General features: G+C 64.1%; 20 protein-coding genes. 8 read left to right on the top strand and 12 right to left on the bottom strand.

Going from position 1 to position 19,826, the window contains the following annotated elements:
* Positions 1-78: 78 nt before the first annotated feature.
* The 8 genes from msrA to ade form a co-directional block, all read right to left on the bottom strand.
* Entirely contained in the window at positions 79-594 is a 516-nt protein-coding gene (gene msrA / locus OKQ63_RS19845; RefSeq protein WP_264211737.1) for a peptide-methionine (S)-S-oxide reductase MsrA, read from the bottom strand.
* Complete coding sequence (msrB, locus tag OKQ63_RS19840) at positions 591-1,040, bottom strand: peptide-methionine (R)-S-oxide reductase MsrB (protein ID WP_264211736.1); 450 nt, start codon at positions 1,038-1,040, stop codon at positions 591-593. Before msrB ends, msrA begins: the two co-directional genes overlap by 4 nt.
* A gap of 101 nt (positions 1,041-1,141) precedes the next feature.
* Positions 1,142-1,705, bottom strand: a complete 564-nt coding sequence (locus OKQ63_RS19835; RefSeq protein WP_264211735.1) for a DUF4202 domain-containing protein — start codon at positions 1,703-1,705, stop codon at positions 1,142-1,144.
* A gap of 111 nt (positions 1,706-1,816) precedes the next feature.
* The gene (locus tag OKQ63_RS19830; RefSeq protein ID WP_264211734.1) at positions 1,817-2,722 is read right to left on the bottom strand and encodes a DMT family transporter; all 906 of its coding nucleotides are present in this window, start codon (positions 2,720-2,722) and stop codon (positions 1,817-1,819) included.
* Between the two features lie 61 nt (positions 2,723-2,783).
* Entirely contained in the window at positions 2,784-3,407 is a 624-nt protein-coding gene (locus OKQ63_RS19825; RefSeq protein ID WP_264211733.1) for a LysE family translocator, read from the bottom strand.
* Positions 3,408-3,576: 169 nt separating this feature from the next.
* Positions 3,577-3,864, bottom strand: coding sequence for an HU family DNA-binding protein (locus OKQ63_RS19820; RefSeq protein WP_019297532.1), 288 nt, complete (start codon positions 3,862-3,864; stop codon positions 3,577-3,579).
* Between the two features lie 140 nt (positions 3,865-4,004).
* A complete protein-coding gene (locus OKQ63_RS19815; protein WP_264211732.1) occupies positions 4,005-5,471 on the bottom strand; it encodes an AMP nucleosidase in 1,467 nt (488 codons plus the stop codon).
* Positions 5,468-7,270: an adenine deaminase gene (gene ade / locus OKQ63_RS19810; protein WP_264211731.1), complete on the bottom strand. Its 1,803-nt coding sequence runs from the start codon at positions 7,268-7,270 to the stop codon at positions 5,468-5,470. The genes OKQ63_RS19815 and ade overlap by 4 nt, the downstream gene beginning before the upstream one ends.
* A gap of 142 nt (positions 7,271-7,412) precedes the next feature.
* On the opposite strand from ade, the gene OKQ63_RS19805 reads away from it, so the two are divergent.
* Both OKQ63_RS19805 and OKQ63_RS19800 read left to right on the top strand, forming a co-directional pair.
* Positions 7,413-7,835 carry a VOC family protein gene (locus tag OKQ63_RS19805; RefSeq protein WP_264211730.1) on the top strand — a complete coding sequence of 141 codons (423 nt, stop codon included), beginning with the start codon at positions 7,413-7,415 and terminating at the stop codon, positions 7,833-7,835.
* Positions 7,836-7,915: 80 nt separating this feature from the next.
* On the top strand, positions 7,916-9,106 hold the full coding sequence (locus OKQ63_RS19800; RefSeq protein WP_264211729.1) for a hypothetical protein: 1,191 nt from the start codon (positions 7,916-7,918) through the stop codon (positions 9,104-9,106).
* Here OKQ63_RS19800 and OKQ63_RS19795 read toward each other — a convergent pair.
* Complete coding sequence (locus OKQ63_RS19795; protein ID WP_264211728.1) at positions 9,103-10,044, bottom strand: GlxA family transcriptional regulator; 942 nt, start codon at positions 10,042-10,044, stop codon at positions 9,103-9,105. The genes OKQ63_RS19800 and OKQ63_RS19795 overlap by 4 nt on opposite strands.
* A 79-nt stretch (positions 10,045-10,123) precedes the next feature.
* On the opposite strand from OKQ63_RS19795, the gene OKQ63_RS19790 reads away from it, so the two are divergent.
* The 4 genes from OKQ63_RS19790 to OKQ63_RS19775 all read left to right on the top strand — a co-directional run bounded on the left by OKQ63_RS19790 (position 10,124) and on the right by OKQ63_RS19775 (position 14,695).
* Positions 10,124-11,287: an acyl-CoA dehydrogenase family protein gene (locus tag OKQ63_RS19790; RefSeq protein WP_264211727.1), complete on the top strand. Its 1,164-nt coding sequence runs from the start codon at positions 10,124-10,126 to the stop codon at positions 11,285-11,287.
* Positions 11,288-11,290: 3 nt separating this feature from the next.
* Positions 11,291-11,587, top strand: coding sequence for an Rdx family protein (locus OKQ63_RS19785; RefSeq protein ID WP_264211726.1), 297 nt, complete (start codon positions 11,291-11,293; stop codon positions 11,585-11,587).
* A 241-nt stretch (positions 11,588-11,828) separates the two neighbouring features.
* Positions 11,829-13,859 carry an acetate--CoA ligase family protein gene (locus OKQ63_RS19780; protein ID WP_264211725.1) on the top strand — a complete coding sequence of 677 codons (2,031 nt, stop codon included), beginning with the start codon at positions 11,829-11,831 and terminating at the stop codon, positions 13,857-13,859.
* Between the two features lie 50 nt (positions 13,860-13,909).
* Entirely contained in the window at positions 13,910-14,695 is a 786-nt protein-coding gene (locus OKQ63_RS19775) for a carnitinyl-CoA dehydratase (protein ID WP_264211724.1), read from the top strand.
* A 292-nt stretch (positions 14,696-14,987) separates the two neighbouring features.
* Here the strand turns inward: OKQ63_RS19775 and OKQ63_RS19770 are convergent, their stop codons facing one another.
* The gene (locus OKQ63_RS19770; RefSeq protein ID WP_264211723.1) at positions 14,988-15,623 is read right to left on the bottom strand and encodes a class I SAM-dependent DNA methyltransferase; all 636 of its coding nucleotides are present in this window, start codon (positions 15,621-15,623) and stop codon (positions 14,988-14,990) included.
* Positions 15,624-15,696: 73 nt separating this feature from the next.
* Here OKQ63_RS19770 and OKQ63_RS19765 point away from each other — a divergent pair, with 73 nt between their 5' ends.
* On the top strand, positions 15,697-16,566 hold the full coding sequence (locus tag OKQ63_RS19765; RefSeq protein ID WP_264211722.1) for an SDR family oxidoreductase: 870 nt from the start codon (positions 15,697-15,699) through the stop codon (positions 16,564-16,566).
* A 3-nt stretch (positions 16,567-16,569) separates the two neighbouring features.
* On the top strand, positions 16,570-16,890 hold the full coding sequence (locus OKQ63_RS19760; RefSeq protein ID WP_264211721.1) for a hypothetical protein: 321 nt from the start codon (positions 16,570-16,572) through the stop codon (positions 16,888-16,890).
* 71 nt (positions 16,891-16,961) lie between these two features.
* Here the strand turns inward: OKQ63_RS19760 and dxs are convergent, their stop codons facing one another.
* Positions 16,962-18,890, bottom strand: coding sequence for a 1-deoxy-D-xylulose-5-phosphate synthase (gene dxs / locus OKQ63_RS19755; protein WP_264211720.1), 1,929 nt, complete (start codon positions 18,888-18,890; stop codon positions 16,962-16,964).
* 51 nt (positions 18,891-18,941) lie between these two features.
* Positions 18,942-19,826, bottom strand: a complete 885-nt coding sequence (locus OKQ63_RS19750; RefSeq protein WP_264211719.1) for a polyprenyl synthetase family protein — start codon at positions 19,824-19,826, stop codon at positions 18,942-18,944.

The following is a 19,826-nucleotide window of genomic DNA, read 5'->3' as shown; positions in this document are numbered from 1 at the left end:
AGCATGGATACTCCCGGGGAACTGGCGAATGAAGAAGCCCCGCCATACGAGCGGGGCTGAAAATGGCTTTGTTGGAACCTATTCTGCGGCGGCGCCGCGTTTGGGCAGCACCCAGTCGGGCCGCGGGAAATGGCAGGTGTAGCCGGTGGGCAGCCGCTGCAGGTAGTCCTGATGCTCCGGCTCCGCTTCCCAGAAATCGCCCACGGGTTCGACTTCGGTCACCACTTTGCCGGGCCAGAGTCCGGAGGCGTCGGCGTCGGCGATTGTGTCCTCGGCCACCGCTTTCTGGGTATCGTCCGCATAATAGATCGCGGAGCGGTAGCTCATGCCGGTATCGTTGCCCTGGCGGTTCAGGGTGGTCGGGTCGTGGATCTGAAAGAAGAATTCCAGCATCTCCCGGAAGGATGTGACGGCGGGATCGAAAATGATCTCGATCCCCTCGGCATGGGTGCCGTGGTTCCTGTAGGTGGCGTTCGGCACGTCGCCGCCGGTATAGCCGACGCGGGTGCTGATGACGCCGGGGCGGTTGCGGATCAGCTCCTGCATGCCCCAGAAGCAGCCGCCAGCCAGAACGGCGCGTTCGGTGGTGCTCATTTCACGACCTCCACTTGGTTGATATAGGCGCCATAGCCCTCTGCCTCCATGTCGTCCAAATGCACGAAGCGCAGGGAGGCTGAGTTGATGCAATAACGCAGCCCGCCGCGGTCCATCGGCCCGTCGGGGAAGACGTGGCCCAGGTGGCTGTCGCCATGGGTCGAGCGGACCTCGGTGCGGATCATCCCGAGGGTGCGGTCCTCCAGCTCCTGGATATGGGCGGTTTCGATTGGTTTGGTGAAGCTGGGCCAGCCGCAGCCGGATTCATACTTGTCGGAGGAGGCAAACAGCGGCTCGCCCGAGACGATGTCCACATAGATGCCCGGCTCCTTGTTATGGAGCAGCTTGCCGGTGCCGGGGCGCTCGGTGCCTGCGTTCTGGGTCACGTGGAATTCTTCCTCGGAGAGGGCGGCAATCGTGTCCGGGTCTTTGAAGTATTTGGTCATGGTGTCCTCCCGCCAGTTTGCGTTGCTGCAGAACATGGGGTCTGGGTGCAAAAATGCAACGCCCTGTTACAGGCGGCTCGCAAAGCCGTGTGCTGGGCTGTTCAGGCGGCGAAGGCGCCGGCCAGGTCTCCGGGCAGATCAAACTCCCGCAGCACCCGGGCGCGGGCGTCTGCCGACATCTTGCGGGCGGTTTTTTCGACGATGCGCTGGACTTTGTCCGCCGGGTGTTTGGCGGCAAAGGGGGTGAAATACCACTTGAGGAAAACAAGGCAGATGACGTCCTCCAGCGCTTGCACCTGATCGTCGCGCTTGATGTCTTCCTTGCGCAGCATCTTGGCGGCGGTCTCCATGTCTTCCGTGCTGTAGCCTGCATCGCGCATCAGGGCGGTGACCACACCGGCGTGGTGCTGAGCTTCGGCCTTGCGCCAGGTGAGATAGCCAGCCCGGCCTTCGGGGAAGGCTTCGCGGGCCATCTTCCAGCGTTCCACGTGCTGGCCGCGGGCGGCGATCTGCAGCACTTCGGAGGCGTCGGGAAACAGACGTGCCTGTTCCTGGCTCATCCGCTGGCCGTATAGCAGCGCGGCGGGCTGGCCGTCTTCCAGATTGGGGTCCTGGGCGTTGGCGGCGTCGATGGCGTCCAGCACCTGGGTCAATTGCGCGCTCATCCGGTGGTCTCCTGTCAGGTCGTTGACGTACAGGTTACGGCGGAAGCGCCAAGGGTTGCAACGGGCCTGCACGACGTCAGGCGTGCCGGGCCCAAGGGGCAGGGACGGGCGTCAGCCCGGCTTTGCCGCGCGGGAGAGCGCCGCTGTCGGCAGGCTGGGCTGGCGGGCGAGCTGGACGGCGAGAATGCCGGCTGTGACGATGGCGACGCCAAGCACATCCAGCGGCCCCAGCTTTTCCCCCAGCAGCACACTGGCGACGGCGACCCCGAAAACCGGGTTGAGGAAGTGGAATGTGGCTGCCCGCACCGCGCCGATGCGGTTCAGAAGCAGTACCCAGATGAGCGTGGCCATCAGCCCAGGCACCACGGTGGTATAGGTGAAGGCGGCGGCCAGGCGCCAGGTCGGGGTGACGAAGATGTCCTCGGTCAGCGGCGCGGCCACAAACAGCACCGCCGAGCCGATCAGCATCTGCAGGCCGACAACCATCATGAAATTGCCGCCCGAGGTGGCGCCGCGCAAGGCGAGGGTGGCAGCGGTCAGTGCCAATACGCCAATGACGCAGAGACCCACGCCCAAGAGGTCGACACCAGCGCTGAGCCGTGTGCCCATGATCAGCCCCACGCCGAGGATGCCTGCCGCAAGCCCGGCGTATCCCAGCGGACGCAGCCGCTCGCCGAACAGCACCCATCCCGCCAGCGCCACCAGCAAAGGCATGGTGGAGGCGATGATGGCGGCCAGTGAGGCCTCGATCCACTGCATGGCGACGAAGTTCAGGCCGAGGTACAGCGCGTTCTGGCAGATGCCGAAGATCACGGTGGCGCGCCACTGGCCCGGCGTCAACCGCCAGGTCTGGCCCATGGCGCGGGCGATGATGACGCCGATCAGGCCGGAGATCAGGAACCGCACGGCGAGGGAAAACAGCGGCGAGGCATCCTGCACAATGATCCGGGCCGAGGTGAAGGCCGACGACCACATCAGGGCAAAGGCCAGCCCCATGGCAATAGCGCGTCCGTCCATCACGATACCCTCTCTCTTAGTCGCGGACCTTCCGGAAATTGTGCCGAAGGTTCAAGGCCTGTCAGCTGAGTCTGGCTGCAAAGATCTGCCAGCTTGCGGTGGCGAAGGCGGCGGCAAAGACTGCCTCGAAACCGCGGCGCAGGCGCAGGTAGCTGCGGGCGGCCGCTGCACTGGAAAACAAGAGTGCATAGCCATGAAAGATCAGCGCGCTCTGCACTGCTATGGCACCCATGACGGTCAGCAGTTCCGAGGGCGGGGTGCCGGGCGGCAGGCCGATGGCATACAGTGCGCCGAAGAACAGAACTGCCTTGGGATTGGTCAGGTGCAGGGCCAGCCCCTTGGCATAGGCGGCACGCAACGCGGGTGCCGGGGCAGCACACAGCGCTGCGGTGCCGGGGCGCAGCGCGGAACGGGCTGAGCGCAGGGCGAGATACATCAGGGAGCCTGCACCGGCATAGCGCACCATCTCGATGATCCAGGCATTGGCCAGCATTACTGCACCGAGGCCGAAGGCGGCGGAAACCGACCAGATCAGAGAACCGGAACACACTCCGGCGGCAAGCGCCAGGCCCGGTTTGCGGCCATGCCGCATAGCGGTGCCGGCGATTGTCAGTGTGGCGGGTCCCGGGCTGGCGGCGCCCAGAAAGGCGGCGCCCAGGATCAGCATCAGATTCACATCAGCCATGCGGCAGCCCTCCTCCGGCTTGGCGGCAGAGTGCGCTCGAAGGGAATCATTGGCAAGCATCAACGCTGCGGCCGCGGGCGAACCAATTTCGCGGCCGGGGCGCATCCGGGCAAATGAAAAGGGCCGCCCGCGTTGGGCAGCCCTGAAACCGTCCGGATCAGGTCCGGTATCAGCCGTTGACGCTGTCTTTCAGCGCTTTGGCGATGGTCATCTTCACCACCTTGTCGGCTTCCTTGGTGAATTTCTCGCCGGTGGCCGGGTTGCGCACCTCGCGCTCCGGGCGCTCACGGCAGTAGATCTTGCCGACGCCCGGCAGGGTCACGGCGCCGCCGCCCGACACTTCGCGGGTGATCAGCGAGCATACCGCTTCCAGGGCGGAACCTGCGACTTTCTTGTCGCTGCCCATTTCCTCTGCCAGAGCGGCAACAAGCTGGGTTTTGGTCATCGGTTTGGACATTCTTCGTCTCCTTAAAGCTGCCCGAACTCTGGGGCCTCATCGCGAGACATTATCGTTATGTTGTATGATAACACAACTTCTTGTGTGCTCTGGGCAGGCGAAAATAGGCATTTTTTCCCGGAAATCCGCGAAAAACGGCCTTACAGGAAGGCGGTTTCATCGAACGAGCGCAGTTTCCGGCTGTGCAGCCGCTCCAACGGCATACCGCGCAGACGCTCCATCGCTCTTATGCCGATTTGCAGATGCCGTGCAACCTGGGTGCGGTAAAAGTCCGAGGCCATGCCCGGCAGCTTCAGTTCGCCATGCAGCGGTTTGTCCGAGACGCAGAGCAGCGTGCCGTAAGGTACCCGGAAGCGGTAGCCGTTGGCGGCGATGGTGGCGCTTTCCATGTCCAGGGCGATGGCGCGGGACTGGCTGAGACGCTGCACCGGGCCGGACTGGTCGCGCAGTTCCCAGTTGCGGTTGTCGATGGTGGCGACAGTGCCGGTGCGCATGATCCGCTTGAGGTCATAGCCCTCGTATTCGGTGATCTCGGCCACTGCTTCTTCCAACGCGACCTGGATTTCCGCCAGGGCCGGGATCGGGGTCCAGATCGGCAGGTCATCGTCCAGCACGTGGTCCTCGCGCAGGTAGCCATGGGCCAGCACGAAGTCCCCCAGCGCCTGGGTGTTCCGCAGCCCTGCGCAATGGCCGACCATCAGCCAGGCATGCGGACGCAGCACCGCGATGTGGTCGGTGGCGGTTTTGGCGTTGGATGGGCCGACGCCGATGTTGACCAGGGTGATGCCGTTGCCGTCCGGCCGTTTCAGGTGGTAGGTGGGCATTTGCGGCAGCTTGCCGTTTTCCGGGATATCTGCCGCGTGATCGGTGATCTCGTGGTCGCCAGGGCTGACAAAGCTGGTGTAGCCGGATGTCGGGTCGGCCAGCTGGGCGCGGGCATAGGCTTCGAACTCGGCGACATAGAACTGATAGTTGGTGAACAGCACGTGGTTCTGGAAATGCTCGGCGCTGGTGGAGGTGTAATGGGACAGCCGTGCCAGCGAGTAGTCGATGCGCTGGGCGGTGAACAGAGACAGCGGGCCGGTGCCGTCGGCGGGCTGATAAGTGCCGTTGACGATATCGTCATTGGTGGTCGACAGGTCCGGAACGTCGAACACGTCGCGCAGGGTAAAGCCGGCCGCGCCTTCCTGCGGCACGGTCAGGTCGGGCCGCGAGGCCACCGCGAAATGCACCGGAATCGGCGTGCTGGAGACACCGATGATCACCGGCTGGCCGTGGTTGCGGATCAAGAGGCCGATCTGCTGGATCAGGTAATTGCGGAACAGATCGGGGCGCGACACCGTGGTGGCATAGGTGCCCGGTGCCGAGACATGGCCAAAGCTGAGCCGGCTGTCCACCTGGGCAAAGCTGGTGGTTGAAAAACGGATCTCGGGGTAATAGGCGCGGATGCGCTGATTGTCCGGCGCGCCGTCGGCCATCGCCCGGGAGAATTCCTCGCAGATGAAGCCGGTGGCCTGCCTGTAGAGCAGCTCCAGCCGGTCCACGGCTTCGGTTGCGTCATTGAAACTTTCGGTCGGCGGGTGGCCGGGGTGTTTTGTTGTTATCATTGAACGGGCTCGATCACCGGAATTTTCTGGAAGGTTCGCACGTCTACAAGGCCAAGGTCGGAGATCCGGAGTTCCGGGATCACCACCAGCGCCAGCAGCGAGTGCTGCATATAGGCGTTGTTCAGGCTGCAACCGCAGGCCTGCATTGCTTCGACCATTCTTTGCGCCTTGGCGGCGACCTCGGTGGCGGGGCTGTCGGACATCAGGCCGGCAATCGGCAGCTCGACCAAGGCCAGTTCTTCGCCGTCCTTGTAGAGGGTGATGCCGCCGCCGACTTCTGCCAGGCGGTTGGCGGCCAGCGCCATCTGTGCGCGGTCGGTTCCGACGACGATCATATGGTGGCTGTCATGCGCCACGGTGGAGGCCATCGCCATCTTGCCGCTGTAGCCAAAGCCCTGCACGAAGGCGTTGGTGACGCCGCCAGTGGCGCGGTGGCGCTCGACCAGGGCGATCTGGCAGACATCGCCGCTGCCCTCGACCAGCCCGTCCACCACCGGCAGCTCCGCCTGAAGCGCCTTGGTCGGGGCCTGGTTCTCGACCACGCCGATCACATTGGCGGTGACCGCATTGGCGCCTTCGGGCGCGGTGAGTTCAAAATCCTGCGCTGTCAGCTCATGGCCCAGATGGACGGTGCCGCGGGCGCTGGCGGGCCAGTCGTAATGCGGGCAATCCACCTTGATAGAGCCTGATTCCGCCACGATTTTCCCGCGGGCGATCACCACTTCGATGGGCAATTCGCGCAGGTCCGAGGTCAGGATCACATCGGCCCGCCGTCCCGGCGTGAGGGAGCCGATCTCGCGTTCCAGCCCGAAGTGGGTGGCGGTGTTGATTGTAGCCATCTGCAGCGCGACGACCGGATCGCAGCCGCAGGCAATCGCGTGGCGCACCACCCGGTTCATATGGCCGTCATTGACCAAAGTGCCGGAGTGGCAGTCATCCGTGCACAGGATGAAATTGCGCGGATCCAGCCCCTTTTCCGTCACAGCGGTGATCTGGCTTTCGACGTCGTACCAGGCCGAGCCCAGCCGCATCATCGAGCGCATCCCCTGGCGCACCCGGGCGATGGCGTCGGCCTCGCAGGTGCCCTCGTGGTCATCCGCCGGACCGCCTGCCACATAGGCCGCAAAACCGGGACCGAGGTCGGGGGAGGCGTAATGGCCGCCAACCGTCTTGCCCGCCCGCTGGGTGGCGGCGATTTCGGCCAGCATCTTGGGGTCGGCAGCCGCGACACCGGGGAAGTTCATCATCTCGCCCAGCCCGATGATGCCGGGCCAGCTCATGGCCTCTTCGACATCGCAGGGGGTGATTTCATGGCCGGTGGTTTCCAGTCCCGGCGCAGACGGCGCGCAGGAGGGCATCTGGGTGAAGATGTTGACGGGCTGCATCAACGCCTCGTCATGCATGTAGCGCACGCCGTCCAGACCCAGCACGTTGGCAATCTCATGCGGGTCGGTGAACATCGAGGTGGTGCCGTGCGGGATCACTGCGCGGGCAAATTCGGCGGGCGTCAGCATGCCGCTCTCGATATGCATGTGGGCATCGCACAGGCCCGGGATCATGTAGCGGCCATTAGCCTCGATGATCTGTGTCTCCGGCCCGGTGCAATAGGAGGCATCCGGCCCGACAAAGGCGATGCGGCCCGCCACTATGGCAATATCATGGTCCGGAAGCTGCTCGCGGGTATGGACATTGACCCAAATGCCCTGCCGGATCACGGTATCCGCCGGCGCGCGGCCTGCGGCGACTTCGATCAAATTCGGGGCGGTTTCGGGCCAGCTGGGGAAAATCTGCTCTGACATGGTCCAATTGTTCCGATTGCGGACGGGAAGGCAAGGGGCTTCGGCGGATTGCCATCAAAGCTTCATGCCAGAGGTGAAAGGGCACCGAAAGCGGACGCTTTTCGCATTGCCGCGCTGGCGGTTCCGGGGAACACTGCGGCTCATGGATTATGAAACGACGGATGCGGATAGTTTCGGCCGCTCCCTGCGCGGGATCGGCATCAATCTTCTAGTGCGGGATGTCCCGGCGGAAATCGCTTTTTTAGAGGCTGTTTTTGATATGAAAGGCCATCAGGTGATGCAGGATTTTGCCATTGTCACCTATGGCGGCCAGTTGTTTCAGCTGCACAGTGATGGCACCTATGCGGAAAACCCGCTGCTGGGGCTGCTGCCGGAAAACCCGCCGCGCGGGGCCGGAATCGAGATCCGGCTTTATGACACTGACCCGGATGACGCTGCGGCACGGGCGGAGGCGGCTGGGTATACCGTTCTGCAACAGCCCGCGGATAAGCCGCACGGCCTGCGCGAGGCCTATGTGCTGTGTGAAAACGGCTATGCCTGGGTGCCAAGCCGGCCCAAGGGCTAAGCGGCAGGAATTCCTCCCCTTTCGCCGGCGCGCCCACCAGTCCATGCTGGGTGGAAACGCAAAAATGCGAGGGACCGCTGATGCATGCCATTGCCGATACAAATGCCCTGGTTGATGAGGGCATCCTGAGCGCGGATCAGGCCCGTACCATTGAGGCGCGCTCGCGCGAGACGATGGTGTCGCTGGCGGTGAACGCGATCCTGTGTTTCGGGATCATTGCGGTGACCGCGGGGTTCATCTTCTGGCTGGCCGATCCGCTGGCGGTGGCGGTGACCGGCATCCTGATGCTCGGCGGCGGGCTGGCAGTGCTGGCGCGCGGCGGCGAGATGCTGCGGATGTTCGGCAATTCCGCCACCCTGATCGGTGCGGGGATGCTGATGGGCGGCGCCGGGATCGAGCTGGTGGACAAATACGAAGAGACCGCAGGTTGGGTGATGCTGCCTGCCGGTGCGCTGGTGGCGCTGATCTGCACCTGGCGCTGGCGCCACGGGGCCTGGTCGGCAGGTTTCGTGCTGGGGGCGATCCTGCTGATGGGGTTGGCGCTGCATCTGGCGGGGATCGAACTGCTGCTGCAGCAGTTCGGCATTGGTTCGCCGCTGCGGAACCTGGCGCTGCTGTATTATGCTGCAGCGCTGGCGTTGGCAGGCTGGCAGGTGGATGTGCGCTTGGTCACCGCGCTGGCGATTGCACCCTTTGCCCAGATGCTGGAGACTGGTACCAGCTATTTCCACGCGGCCTATGTGTTCTACTCGCCGGAATCGACGCTGACGATCCTGCAGATGGTGCTGCTGATCGTGCTGTGCGTCTGGGGTGCGTCCCGGCTGGCAGAGCGCGACGCCCGGCATCTGCGGATTCTGGCGATCCTGGGGTTTGTGGTCGCGAACCTTTGCGCGCTGGTCGGCTCGCTGTGGGGCGACGTGGTGGGCGAAACCGTCTGGGGGCCGGGCCGTTACAGCGATGGTTACGAGGACTGGGAGAGCTACTCTGCCGCCCGTGATGCCTTCCGTGACAGTGCGCTGTTCATTTCTGAGAACGTCTATTCGGTGCTCTGGGCGGCGGTGCTGGCGGCGGTGATCTTCTGGGCGGCGCAGCGGCACCAGCGCGGGCTGTTCAACGCGGGGCTGACCTTTGCCGCGATCCACGCCTATACGCAGATGTTCGAATCCTTCGCCGATGAGCCGCTGGCCTATGTGATCGGCGGTCTGGCGGCGATCCCGCTGGCCTGGGGGCTGTGGCGGCTGAACCAGTGGATGGCGGCCAGGCAGGGCTAGCCGCTGCTGCGCAGGGTTCGCGGGGTTGTTCCGAATTCTGTCTTGAAGGCCCGGGTCAAGGCGCTGGGGTCGTCATAGCCGCAGCGCAAGGCAATTTCGGAGATGCTCAGAACAGTCTCTAACACGAGCTTTCTGGCCTGGATTAGCCGCAGCCGCCGGTAGACCGCTTGCGGGGTTGCGCCGAGTTCGGCTTTCATCCGCATCTCCAGATCTTTCTGGCTGCGCCCGGCCTTGCGGGCGACTGCGGCGATCGGCAATGGGGCTTCGAGATTGGCCTGCATCACCGCCACGGCCCGGGCAACGGATTTGCCGCGCACCAGTAGCGGGTCTTGCGTTTCGGTGGCCTCAGGCGCCATGAACAGCGCGGCCACTTCCAGCCGCAGCGCGGCTCCGTGCTGCTGGCCGATCAGCTCCATCATGGTGTCAAAGGCGGCCAGCGCGCCGGTGCAGGTGATACGGTTGCTGTCCCAGACCTGCCGGGCGCGTTCGGTCTGCACCTCGGGGAAGGCTTCGGTAAAGCGGCTGAGTTCTTCCCAGTGAATGGTGGCGCGCTGCCCGTCCAGCAGTCCCGCCTGCGCCAGCAGCCAGGCACCGGTGTCAAAGCCTGCCAGCACCTTGTAGCGGCGTGCTGCGGACTTCAGCGCGCGGGCGGTGGCCACCGTAGCATGCCGCAGGAAATCGTAGGAGGGCATCGCAACCAGCAGGTCACCGGAGCAATCCCCCAGCCGCCCATGCGCCCGCACCTCCATTCCGGAAGAGGACACGGCAGGCCTGCCGTCCAGTGTCAGGAACCGCCAGGCATAGACCTGCCGCCCGGCAAAGGTATTGGCGGCGCGCAGCGGCTCTACCGTATTGGCCAGGCAATGAGCCGAGAAAGCGTCGAACAGCAGCACATCCGCTTGCTGCGCTGCAGCATTATCTTTCACCCAACTTCGCATGATTTCTTCTAACTTCGCATGGTGGGGGTCCGCAAGCGGTCTAATCTGACTGGTAACAGATTTGCAAAGGAAGACCGCCATGCAGTTCGGGATGACCGAAGAACAGTCGATGATTGTCGAAACCACCCGCGCCTTTGTGGAAAAGGAGCTGTACCCGCATGAGGCGGAGATCGAACGCACCGGCCATTTGGACATGGATGTGATCCGCGATGTGCAGAAGAAGGCGATGGAGGCGGGGCTTTATGCGGCCAACATGCCCGAGGACGTCGGCGGAGCCGGTCTCGATACCCTCACCTGGCTGATGTATGAAAAGGAGCTGGGCCGCGCCAATTATGCGCTGCACTGGACCGGTGTTGCGCGCCCGTCGAACATCCTTCTGGCGGGCACCGAAGAACAGAAAGAAAAGTATCTGTTCCCCTGCATGAAGGGCGAGAAATGGGACTGCCTGGCGATGACTGAGCCGGATGCAGGATCGGACCTGCGTGGCATGAAGGCAACCGCGCGCCAGGACGGCGATGACTGGATCCTGAACGGCACCAAGCATTTCATCAGCCATGCAGACATTGCTGATTTCGCCATCTGCTTCATGGCCACCGGGGTCGAGGACACGCCGCGCGGGCCGAAGAAGAAGATCACTGCCTTCTTTGTCGACAAGGGCACCCCGGGTTTCGAAGTGCGCGACGGCTACGGCAACGTCAGCCACCGCGGCTATACCAATGCGGTGCTGGAGTTCGATGACTGCCGCCTGCCGTCGTCGGCGATCCTGGGTGAGGCCGACAAGGGCTTCGAGGTTGCCAATACTTGGCTGGGGGCCACCCGCCTGCAGGTGGCGGCCACTTGCCTGGGCCGGGCCGAGCGCGCGCTGCAGCATTCGGTGGAATACGCCGCCGAGCGCAAGCAGTTCGGCCAGCAGATCGGTAAGTTCCAGGGCATCTCGTTCAAACTGGCGGATATGGCGCTGGAGCTGAAGGCGGCGAACCTACTGACCTGGGAAGCCGGCTGGAAGTTCGATCAGGGCACCGTCACCGAAAGCGACATGTCAATGGCCAAGCTGAAGGCCACCGAGATGCTGGCCTTTGTCGCCGACGAGGCGATCCAGATCCACGGCGGCATGGGGCTGATGGACGAGCTGCCTCTGGAACGCATCTGGCGCGACGCGCGGGTCGAGCGTATCTGGGAGGGCACCAGTGAAATCCAGCGGCACATCATCAGCCGCGAGATGCTGCGCGCCGTCGGAGGCTGATCCATGACCCGATCCGGGAAACCGGTTGTTACCATTACCTACTGCACCGGCTGCAACTGGCTGCTGCGGGCGGGCTGGATGGCGCAGGAGCTGCTGCAGACCTTCCAAGGCAGCTTGGGCGGAGTGACACTGGTTCCCGGGGATTCGGGCGGGATTTTTGAGATCCATGTTGATCAGGAACTGGTCTGGGAACGCAAACGGGACGGTGGCTTTCCTGATGTGAAAGAGCTGAAGACCCGCGTGCGCGACCGGATTGACCCTGAGCGGGATCTGGGTCATCTCGACCGGCCGGAAACTTGAAACCCTGCAGTTATTTCGCCTTCGGCGAGGATACTTTAAGGCCAGAAGAAGAATGTCATCAGATCCAGCCCCCGGAGGGCAGTGCCGCAACCGGGGGCCTACTCCTGGCGCGGTCATCGGCGTCCCCGCCTGTACCGCTCGGCTAGCTTGCCGATTCTGGTTAATGAAAACTTATCCTTCTTCTGGCTGAAAATATCCCCGCCGGAGGCTCCTGAACTCTCAACCAGCGGAACCGCTTAGAATGACACGTGACCTTTCCCGCCTATTCCGCCCCAAAACCATTGCCGTGATCGGCGGCGGCGCCTGGTGCCGCCTGGTGATCGAGCAATGCCGGAAGATGGGTTTTGAGGGCACCATCTGGCCCGTCCATCCCAAGGCCGAAGAGGTCGCGGGTCTGCCTGCCTTCAAGGAAGTGGGCAGCCTGCCGGAAGCGCCCGACGCGGTCTTTGTCGGGGTGAACCGCTTTGCCACCATCGAGGCAGTGCGGGCGCTGTCGGCACGTGGTGCCGGCGGGGCGGTGTGCTTTGCCTCCGGTTTTCTGGAGGCTGCTGCCGAGGACGCCGAAGGCGCGGGCTTGCAGGAACAGCTCTTGGAAGCGGCGGGTGATATGCCCTTCCTCGGCCCCAATTGCTATGGCTTCATCAACTATCTGGATGGGGCGCTGCTGTGGCCGGATCAGCATGGCGGTACGCGGGCGGGAAAGGGCGTGGCGCTGGTCACCCAAAGCTCCAACATCGCCATCAACCTGACCATGCAGAAGCGCGGGCTGCCGGTGGCTTATGTGGTGACAGCCGGCAATCAGGCGCAGTCGGGGATTGCCGCGATTGGCGAGGCGCTTCTGGAAGACGAGCGTGTCACCGCGTTGGGCCTGCATATTGAAGGTTTTGGCGACTTGCGCGCGTTTGAGGCTTTGGCTGCGCGCGCGCGGGATCTGGGCAAGCCGATCGTGGCGCTGAAGGTGGGCAGATCCGCCGAGGCCCAGGCCGCAACTGTTTCTCATACCGCCTCGCTCGCGGGCGGTGACGCGGGTGCAGAGGCTTTGCTCTCACGCCTTGGCATTCCGCGTCTGGATGATCTGCCATCCTTCCTGGAGACGCTGAAGCTCCTGCACGTGACGGGGCGCCTGGCCTCGAACCGCATCGCAACCATCAGCTGCTCCGGCGGGGAGGCAAGCCTGGCCGCGGATACCGGCCATGCGCGCAACGTCGAGTTCCCGCCCCTGAATGAACGCCAGAAGGAAGACCTGCGGGAGGCGCTGGGGCCGATGGTGGCACTTGCAAACCCGCTCGACTACCACACCTACATCTGGCGTGATGCCGAGGCGATGACCCGGGCTTTTTCGGCGATGATGGATCCGCAGCTGGCAATGACCATGCTGATCGTGGATTTCCCCCGTGACGACCGCTGCGATGCAGCGGACTGGGAATGCGCCATTCTGGCGGCCATTGGATCGCATCAGAATACCGGTGCAAGTGTCGGCCTGGTTGCCACCTTGCCGGAGCTGCTGCCGGAAGACGTGGCAGCACGACTGATGGCGGCCGGAGTCGTGCCGTTCTGTGGATTGAGCGAGGCAATTGCAGCTTGTGAAGCGGCCAGCACTCCGCTGCCTGAACCCGCTGCACCGCTCTTGCTGCCAACACCGGTTGTCGAGCCCGATCTGGTGCCCGAAGCCGAGGCCAAGTGGCAGCTGGCCGGATATGGCCTGCGCATTCCGCGCTCCAAGCGTGCGGCCTCCGCCACCAATGCCCGTGCTGTGGCCGTAGATGTCGGCTTCCCCGTTGTATTGAAGGGCGAAGGCGTCGCGCATAAAACAGAAGCAGGCGCAGTGGCGCTGGACCTGAATTCAGGCCAGGAGGTGAGCGATGCCGCCTTCAGCATGCCTTCTACACGCTTTCTGGTTGAGGAAATGGTCACCGGAGCGGTGGCGGAACTGCTGATCGGCGTGGTCAAAGATCCGGCGCATGGGTTTGTCATGACTTTGGCCGCGGGCGGTACCCTGACTGAACTGATGGAAGACAGCGCTTCCTTCCTGCTGCCCGCCTCGGATGCGGAGATCGATGCCGCACTCAAGTCGCTGCGGATATCGAAGCTGCTGGACGGCTACCGCGGCGCCCCAGCGGCGGACCGGGACGCGATTCTGCGGGCCATCAGGGCGGTGGAAGCCTATGTGATGGAAAACGCCCTTGGGCTGGAGGAAATTGAGATCAATCCGCTCTTGTGCACCCCCACCGATGCGGTGGCAGCGGATGCGCTGATGCGCCGGAAATATTGAGGCTTTGGCCTGAAACAGGAAAGGCATGAACCATGCCAGGAGGAATTGAGATGAGCGACAACCCTGTGAAAACCCGCCGTGACGGCGCCATTCTGGAAGTGAAGCTGGACCGGCCCAAGGCCAATGCCATCGACCTCAAGACCAGCCGGGTGATGGGCGAAGTTTTCCGCGAATTCCGCGATGATCCGGAATTGCGGGTGGCCATTCTGACCGGCGGCGGCGAAAAGTTCTTTTGCCCGGGCTGGGACTTGAAGGCAGCCGCCGATGGTGATGCTGTGGATGGCGACTACGGTGTCGGCGGCTTTGGCGGGCTGCAGGAGCTGCGCGACATGCACAAGCCGGTGATTGCGGCAGTGAACGGCATCGCCTGCGGCGGCGGTCTGGAGCTGGCGCTGTCGGCAGATATGATCATCGCCGCCAATCATGCCACCTTTGCGCTGCCGGAAATCCGCTCCGGCACCGTTGCGGATGCCGCCAGCGTCAAATTGCCTAAGCGCATCCCCTATCACATCGCCATGGAGCTCTTGCTCACCGGGCGCTGGTTTGATGCCGAAGAAGCCAACCGCTGGGGTCTGGTGAATGAGATTGTCGCGGCGGACCAGCTGATGGACCGGGCCTGGGAGCTGGCACGTCTGCTCGCCTCCGGTCCGCCGCTTGTCTATGCGGCGATCAAGGAGATCGTGCGCGATGCGGAAGACTCAAAGTTCCAGGATGCGATGAACCGGATCACCCGCCGTCAGCTCAAGACTGTGGATGTGCTCTACGGCTCCAAGGACAATCTGGAAGGTGCCCGCGCCTTTGCCGAAAAGCGCGACCCGGTCTGGAAAGGGCGCTGACGCGGCGCGCCCAAAGGCGCGCTGCCGGGCCCAAGGCTGCGGGTGGCATCAAAGATGCCGCCCAAAGGCGCGGGAGCTCCCGCCTGCCCCGAAACATCTGAAGATGTCCGTGCTCAGTTGGGCCGGGCGCCGCGCTCCGCGCGGCGTCTGTCCCGCCAAGAAGCTCTTGCGGAGCAGGTCCGCTCTTCAGGCAGCCAGCTCCATTGCGGCTTCCGCCAACCGCGCCGCATGGGCAAGCCGCGCGCGCCGCGTGGAGGCTCCGCCTCCCTTGACCTGCTGCTGGCGGAAGATGTCAAACCTTCTGGAACACGGCAATCAGCGCAGTGTCGTCCTTGTGCGTGCCGGTTGCCCGCGGGCCGTAGATCCGCGTCTCGGGCAAGGTCAGGTGTTTGATCCATTGCCCGCGCCGCAGCCTTTCAAAGGCGGCGGCAAAACCGGCTTTCCCGTAAAATCTGGTGTTCACCGACAGCGCAAACCAGGTATCCGGCGCAGCCACCCGCAGCAGAACGGGCAGCACCTCCGGCCCGAGATGACCGTGGGTGAAGGTGCCGGAAGAGACCACGCCGCGATAGGAACCGCGGGGCACCGGGATGCCTTCCAGCAGGTTGGCCTCGATCACGTCGCGGTAGACGTCCTTTCGAAGCGCCTCGGCCAGCATGGCAGCGCTGATGTCGGTGGCGTCGACGGGCTCAACCCCAAGCGCCCGCAAGGCCTGCCCGCAGAGGCCGGTGCCTGCGCCCACGTCCAGCACCGGGCCTGTTCCGCCGGCGGCGGCAAAGGCTTTGGCAGTCAATCCGGGCAGAAGGTAATCCTGCCCGGCGGCGAAATCCTGATCATATGTGCCGGCCCAATCCGCATAGAGCCGCCGCGAATGCTCGGGCGTGCTCAGCGCATAGGCATCAGACAATCCGGGTGTTTGTTTTTTCATCGGGTCATCAAAGGCGCTGGGGAGATTCGAATCAACCCTTGCGCCCCGGACGCGGCCAACGCATCTAGGAGCCATGAGGAAAACGCTGCTTTGTCTTGGATTTGGCTATACTGCCCGGGCGCTTGCGCCACGCCTGCTGGCGAAAGGATGGCGGGTGATCGGCACTTCGCGCGAAGCGGTTGAGGCCGAGGGCGTGGAGATGATTACCTGGCCGGGGCAGGAGGTGCCGCTGGACGGGGTGACGCATATTCTGAACTCGATCGCTCCCGATGCGGAGGGAGACCCGGTGCTGGCCGCGCTGGGAGACCGGATTGCCGCGGCAGAAGGTCTGGAATGGGTTGGATACCTGTCGACTACCGCCGTTTATGGCCACCATGATGGCGCCTGGGTGGACGAGGAAACGCCTGTCGCGCCTTCCAGCCAGCGCGGCGACTGGCGGGCCAGGGCTGAGGCCCAATGGCAAGCCCTCCCCGGCCTGCCGCTGGAAATTTTCCGGCTGGCCGGCATCTATGGTCCCGGCCGCGGCCCCTTTGCCAAGCTGATGGCAGGCAAGGCGCGGCGGATCATCAAGCCGGGACAGGTGTTCTCGCGCATTCATGTGGAGGACATCGCTCAGGTGCTGGCGGCCTCCATCATGCACCCCCGCCCCGGGGCCATTTACAACGTCTGTGACGACGACCCGGCGCCGCCGCAGGATGTGCTGGGCCATGCGGCGGAGCTTCTGGGTCTGCCAGTGCCGGCCGAGGTGCCCTTTGACGAGGCCGGCATGACGCGCATGGCGCGCAGCTTCTACGGCGAGAACAAGCGGGTCAGAAACCGCCGGATCAAGGAAGAGCTGGGGGTGGAGCTGCTCTATCCCACCTACCGCGAGGGGCTGCGGGCGGTGCTGGAAGCTGAGGATATGGAGAGTTTCGTGCCCCCGGCGGAGCCGCCGGGGGTCTAGCGGGTGGGCATTCTGCATCTGGTCTTTGTGCTAATTGACTTCCGGACGCTGGGCCGGCTTTATGCGCGGATCAACCAGCAGTTTCCTGGTGCCATGGATCAGCTGTGGGAGCAGCAATCCTTTGCGCGAAAGATCGATGTTGTTTTTGGCTTCGCAGTGTTTGCCAAGCGGGCGATGCTGATGAATTTCGCCGTGATGAATCTGGAAAAACTGCCTGTCTATATGCTGGGGGATGGCCAGATTGCAGCGTATGTTCGCAAGCTGAACGAGAGCACGTCAGCGGGCATCTACCGTTTTTTCTGCAAAATAACTGGGTACAGATAGCACAAGGCAAACCCAATGCGGGCGCGATTTCCTATAGTCCAGTAACCACAAGAAGCAGGTGTGAATGCGGGTTAAGCCCGCTTTTCCCCAATTGTCGCGACGCCCAGAACCTCCAGCACCTTGGCTTCGATCTGCGGCGCGTTCATTGCAGCCGCTTCATACATATCCGGCGGGCTGGCCTGGTCGATGAAGATATCGGGCAGCACCATGGACCGGAACTTGAGGCCTCTGTCGAACACGCCTTCCTCGGCCAGCATCTGCGCGACGTGGGAGCCGAAACCGCCCACTGCCCCCTCCTCGATTGTAATCAATGCTTCGTGATCAGCAGCCAGCTGCAGGATCAGATCGCGGTCCAGCGGTTTGGCAAAGCGGGCGTCGGCAATTGTCGGGGTGATGCCTTTGGCGGCCAGTGCTTCGGCAGCTTTGCGGACCTCGCCAAGGCGGGTTCCGAAGGACAGCAGGGCGACACGCTTGCCTTCCTGGATCATCCGGCCCTTGCCGATCTCCAGCACTTCCGGAGTTTCGGGCATTTCAACGCCTTCACCCTCGCCGCGCGGGTAGCGGAAGGCGATGGGGCCGTCGTCATGCGCGGCGGCGGTGGCAACCATATGCACCAGCTCGGCCTCGTCAGCGGCGGCCATCACCACCATGCCGGGCAGATTGGACATAAAGCCGATGTCGAAGCTGCCGGCGTGCGTCGCCCCGTCGGCGCCCACCAGCCCGGCTCGATCGATGGCGAAACGCACCGGCAGGCGCTGGATCGCAACATCGTGCACCACCTGGTCATAGCCGCGCTGCAGGAAGGTGGAATACATCGCGCAAAACGGTTTCATGCCGCCGGCTGCCAGGGCCGCGGCAAAGGTCACGCCGTGCTGTTCGGCAATGCCGACATCGAATGTGCGCGAGGGGTAACGTTCGGCCATCAGGTTGAGGCCGGTGCCGTCTGGCATCGCGGCGGTGACGGCGCAGATCTTGTCGTCCTTGGCGGCCAGCTTCACCAGCTCGTTGCCGAAGACCGACGTGTAGGAGGGCGCGTTGCTGGGCGCTTTCTTTTGCTCGCCCGTCACCATGTCGAACTTGGCGGTGGCGTGGCCCTTGTCGCGGGCGCGCTCGGCGGGGCCGTAGCCCTTGCCCTTCCTGGTGAGCACATGGATCAGGATCGGTCCGGTGGCGCGGGCCTTGACCGTGCGCAGGACCGGCAGCAGCTGGTCCATGTCATGGCCGTCGATGGGGCCGAGGTAGGAGAAGCCGAGGGCTTCGAACAGAGTGCCGCCGACGGCCATCCCCTTGAGCAGGTCTTTGGCGCGTTTGGCGCCTTCGCGGAAGGGACCGGGCAGCAGTGAGACCGCGCCCTTGGCGGCGGCCTTCAGCTCCTGGAACGGCTCGCCGGCGTAAAGCCGCGACAGGTAGGAGGACAGCGCGCCGACCGGCGGCGCGATCGACATTTCATTGTCGTTCAGGATCACGATCAGCCGCTTGCCCAGGTGGCCTGCGTTGTTCATCGCCTCAAACGCCATGCCGGCCGACATCGAGCCGTCGCCGATCACCGCAATGGCGTCGCCATTGCCCTCGGGGATCACCCCGCCGAGGTCACGGGCGACGGCAAAGCCGAGCGCGGCGCTGATTGAGGTGGAGCTGTGGGCGGCGCCAAACGGGTCATAGGGCGACTCGGAGCGTTTGGTGAATCCGCTGAGGCCGTCCTTCATCCGAAGGGTGCGGATGCGGTCACGGCGTCCGGTGAGAATCTTGTGCGGGTAGCACTGGTGGGAGACATCCCAGATCACCTTGTCCCGCGGCGTGTCAAAGACCGCGTGCAGCGCGGTGGTCAGCTCCACCACGCCGAGGCCCGCGCCCAGATGGCCGCCGGTGACGGAGACTGCGGCGATGGTTTCCTGCCGCAATTCCTGCGCCACCTGCACCAGCTGCGCATCGGTCAGCCCCTTCAGGTCCGCCGGGCGCGTGATCTGGTCCAGAAGCGGGGTATTGGGCCGGTCGGGCATGGTGTCTCCTTGGGCTGCGCCGGGCAGGGAGCCGGGGCGTGGCGCGCGGGGTTAGCTGTCGCGCGCAATAACGAAACGCGCGGCTTCCTTCAAGGTTGCAGCCGCCTCGCCATAAGGGGACAGCGCGGCGCAAGCTTCCGCGCAGAGATCCTTTGCGCGGGCTTTTGCCTCAGCCAGCCCCAGCAGCGAGACAAAGGTTGCCTTGCCGGCATCGGCATCCTTGCGCACGGCCTTGCCAACCTTTGCGGCATCGCCTTCCACATCCAAGATGTCGTCGGCAATCTGGAAGGCAAGGCCCAAGGCCCGTGCGTATTGCCGCAGCGGGGCGGAATCGCTGCCCGCCAGCACCGCGCCGGCGGTGGCGGACCATTCGATCAGGCAGCCGGTCTTGCGGCCTTGCAGCCGGGTGATCTGGTCCAGCGTCAGCGGCCCGGCGGCGGTTTCCGCAGCGATGTCCAGCATCTGGCCCGAGACCATGCCGTCCTTGCCGGAGGATTGCGCCAGACCGCGGATCAGGGACAGTGCATGCGGGCCGACCTTGGGGTCCGCCAGCAATTCAAAGGCAAAACTTTGCAGGCTGTCGCCGGCCAGAACCGCCATCGCCTCATCCCATTTCCGGTGCAGGGTGGGCTGGCCGCGGCGCAGGTCGTCGTCGTCCATGCAGGGCAGGTCGTCATGCACCAATGAATAGGCGTGGATGCATTCGATGGCGAGCGCGGCCTCGATGGCGGCCCCCTGTGGCACGCTATGCAACCGGGCGCTCTCCAGCACCAGGAAGCCGCGCAGCATCTTGCCGCCGGAAACGGCATAACGCATGGCGGCGTGCAGATCGTCGCTGCCCGCCAGCCGCATTTCCATATGTGCGCGGATGCGGGCCTGTGCGTCCTTCAGCGCATCATCAAAGGGGCGTGTTCGGGCTTCGGCTTCGGCACTCAT

It is taken from the genome of Leisingera thetidis (assembly GCF_025857195.1).
In the GTDB taxonomy this organism is placed as follows: Bacteria; Pseudomonadota; Alphaproteobacteria; order Rhodobacterales; family Rhodobacteraceae; genus Leisingera; species Leisingera thetidis.
Note: the sequence above shows the minus strand (reverse complement) of the source record. Positions and strands in the feature narration are given on the sequence as shown.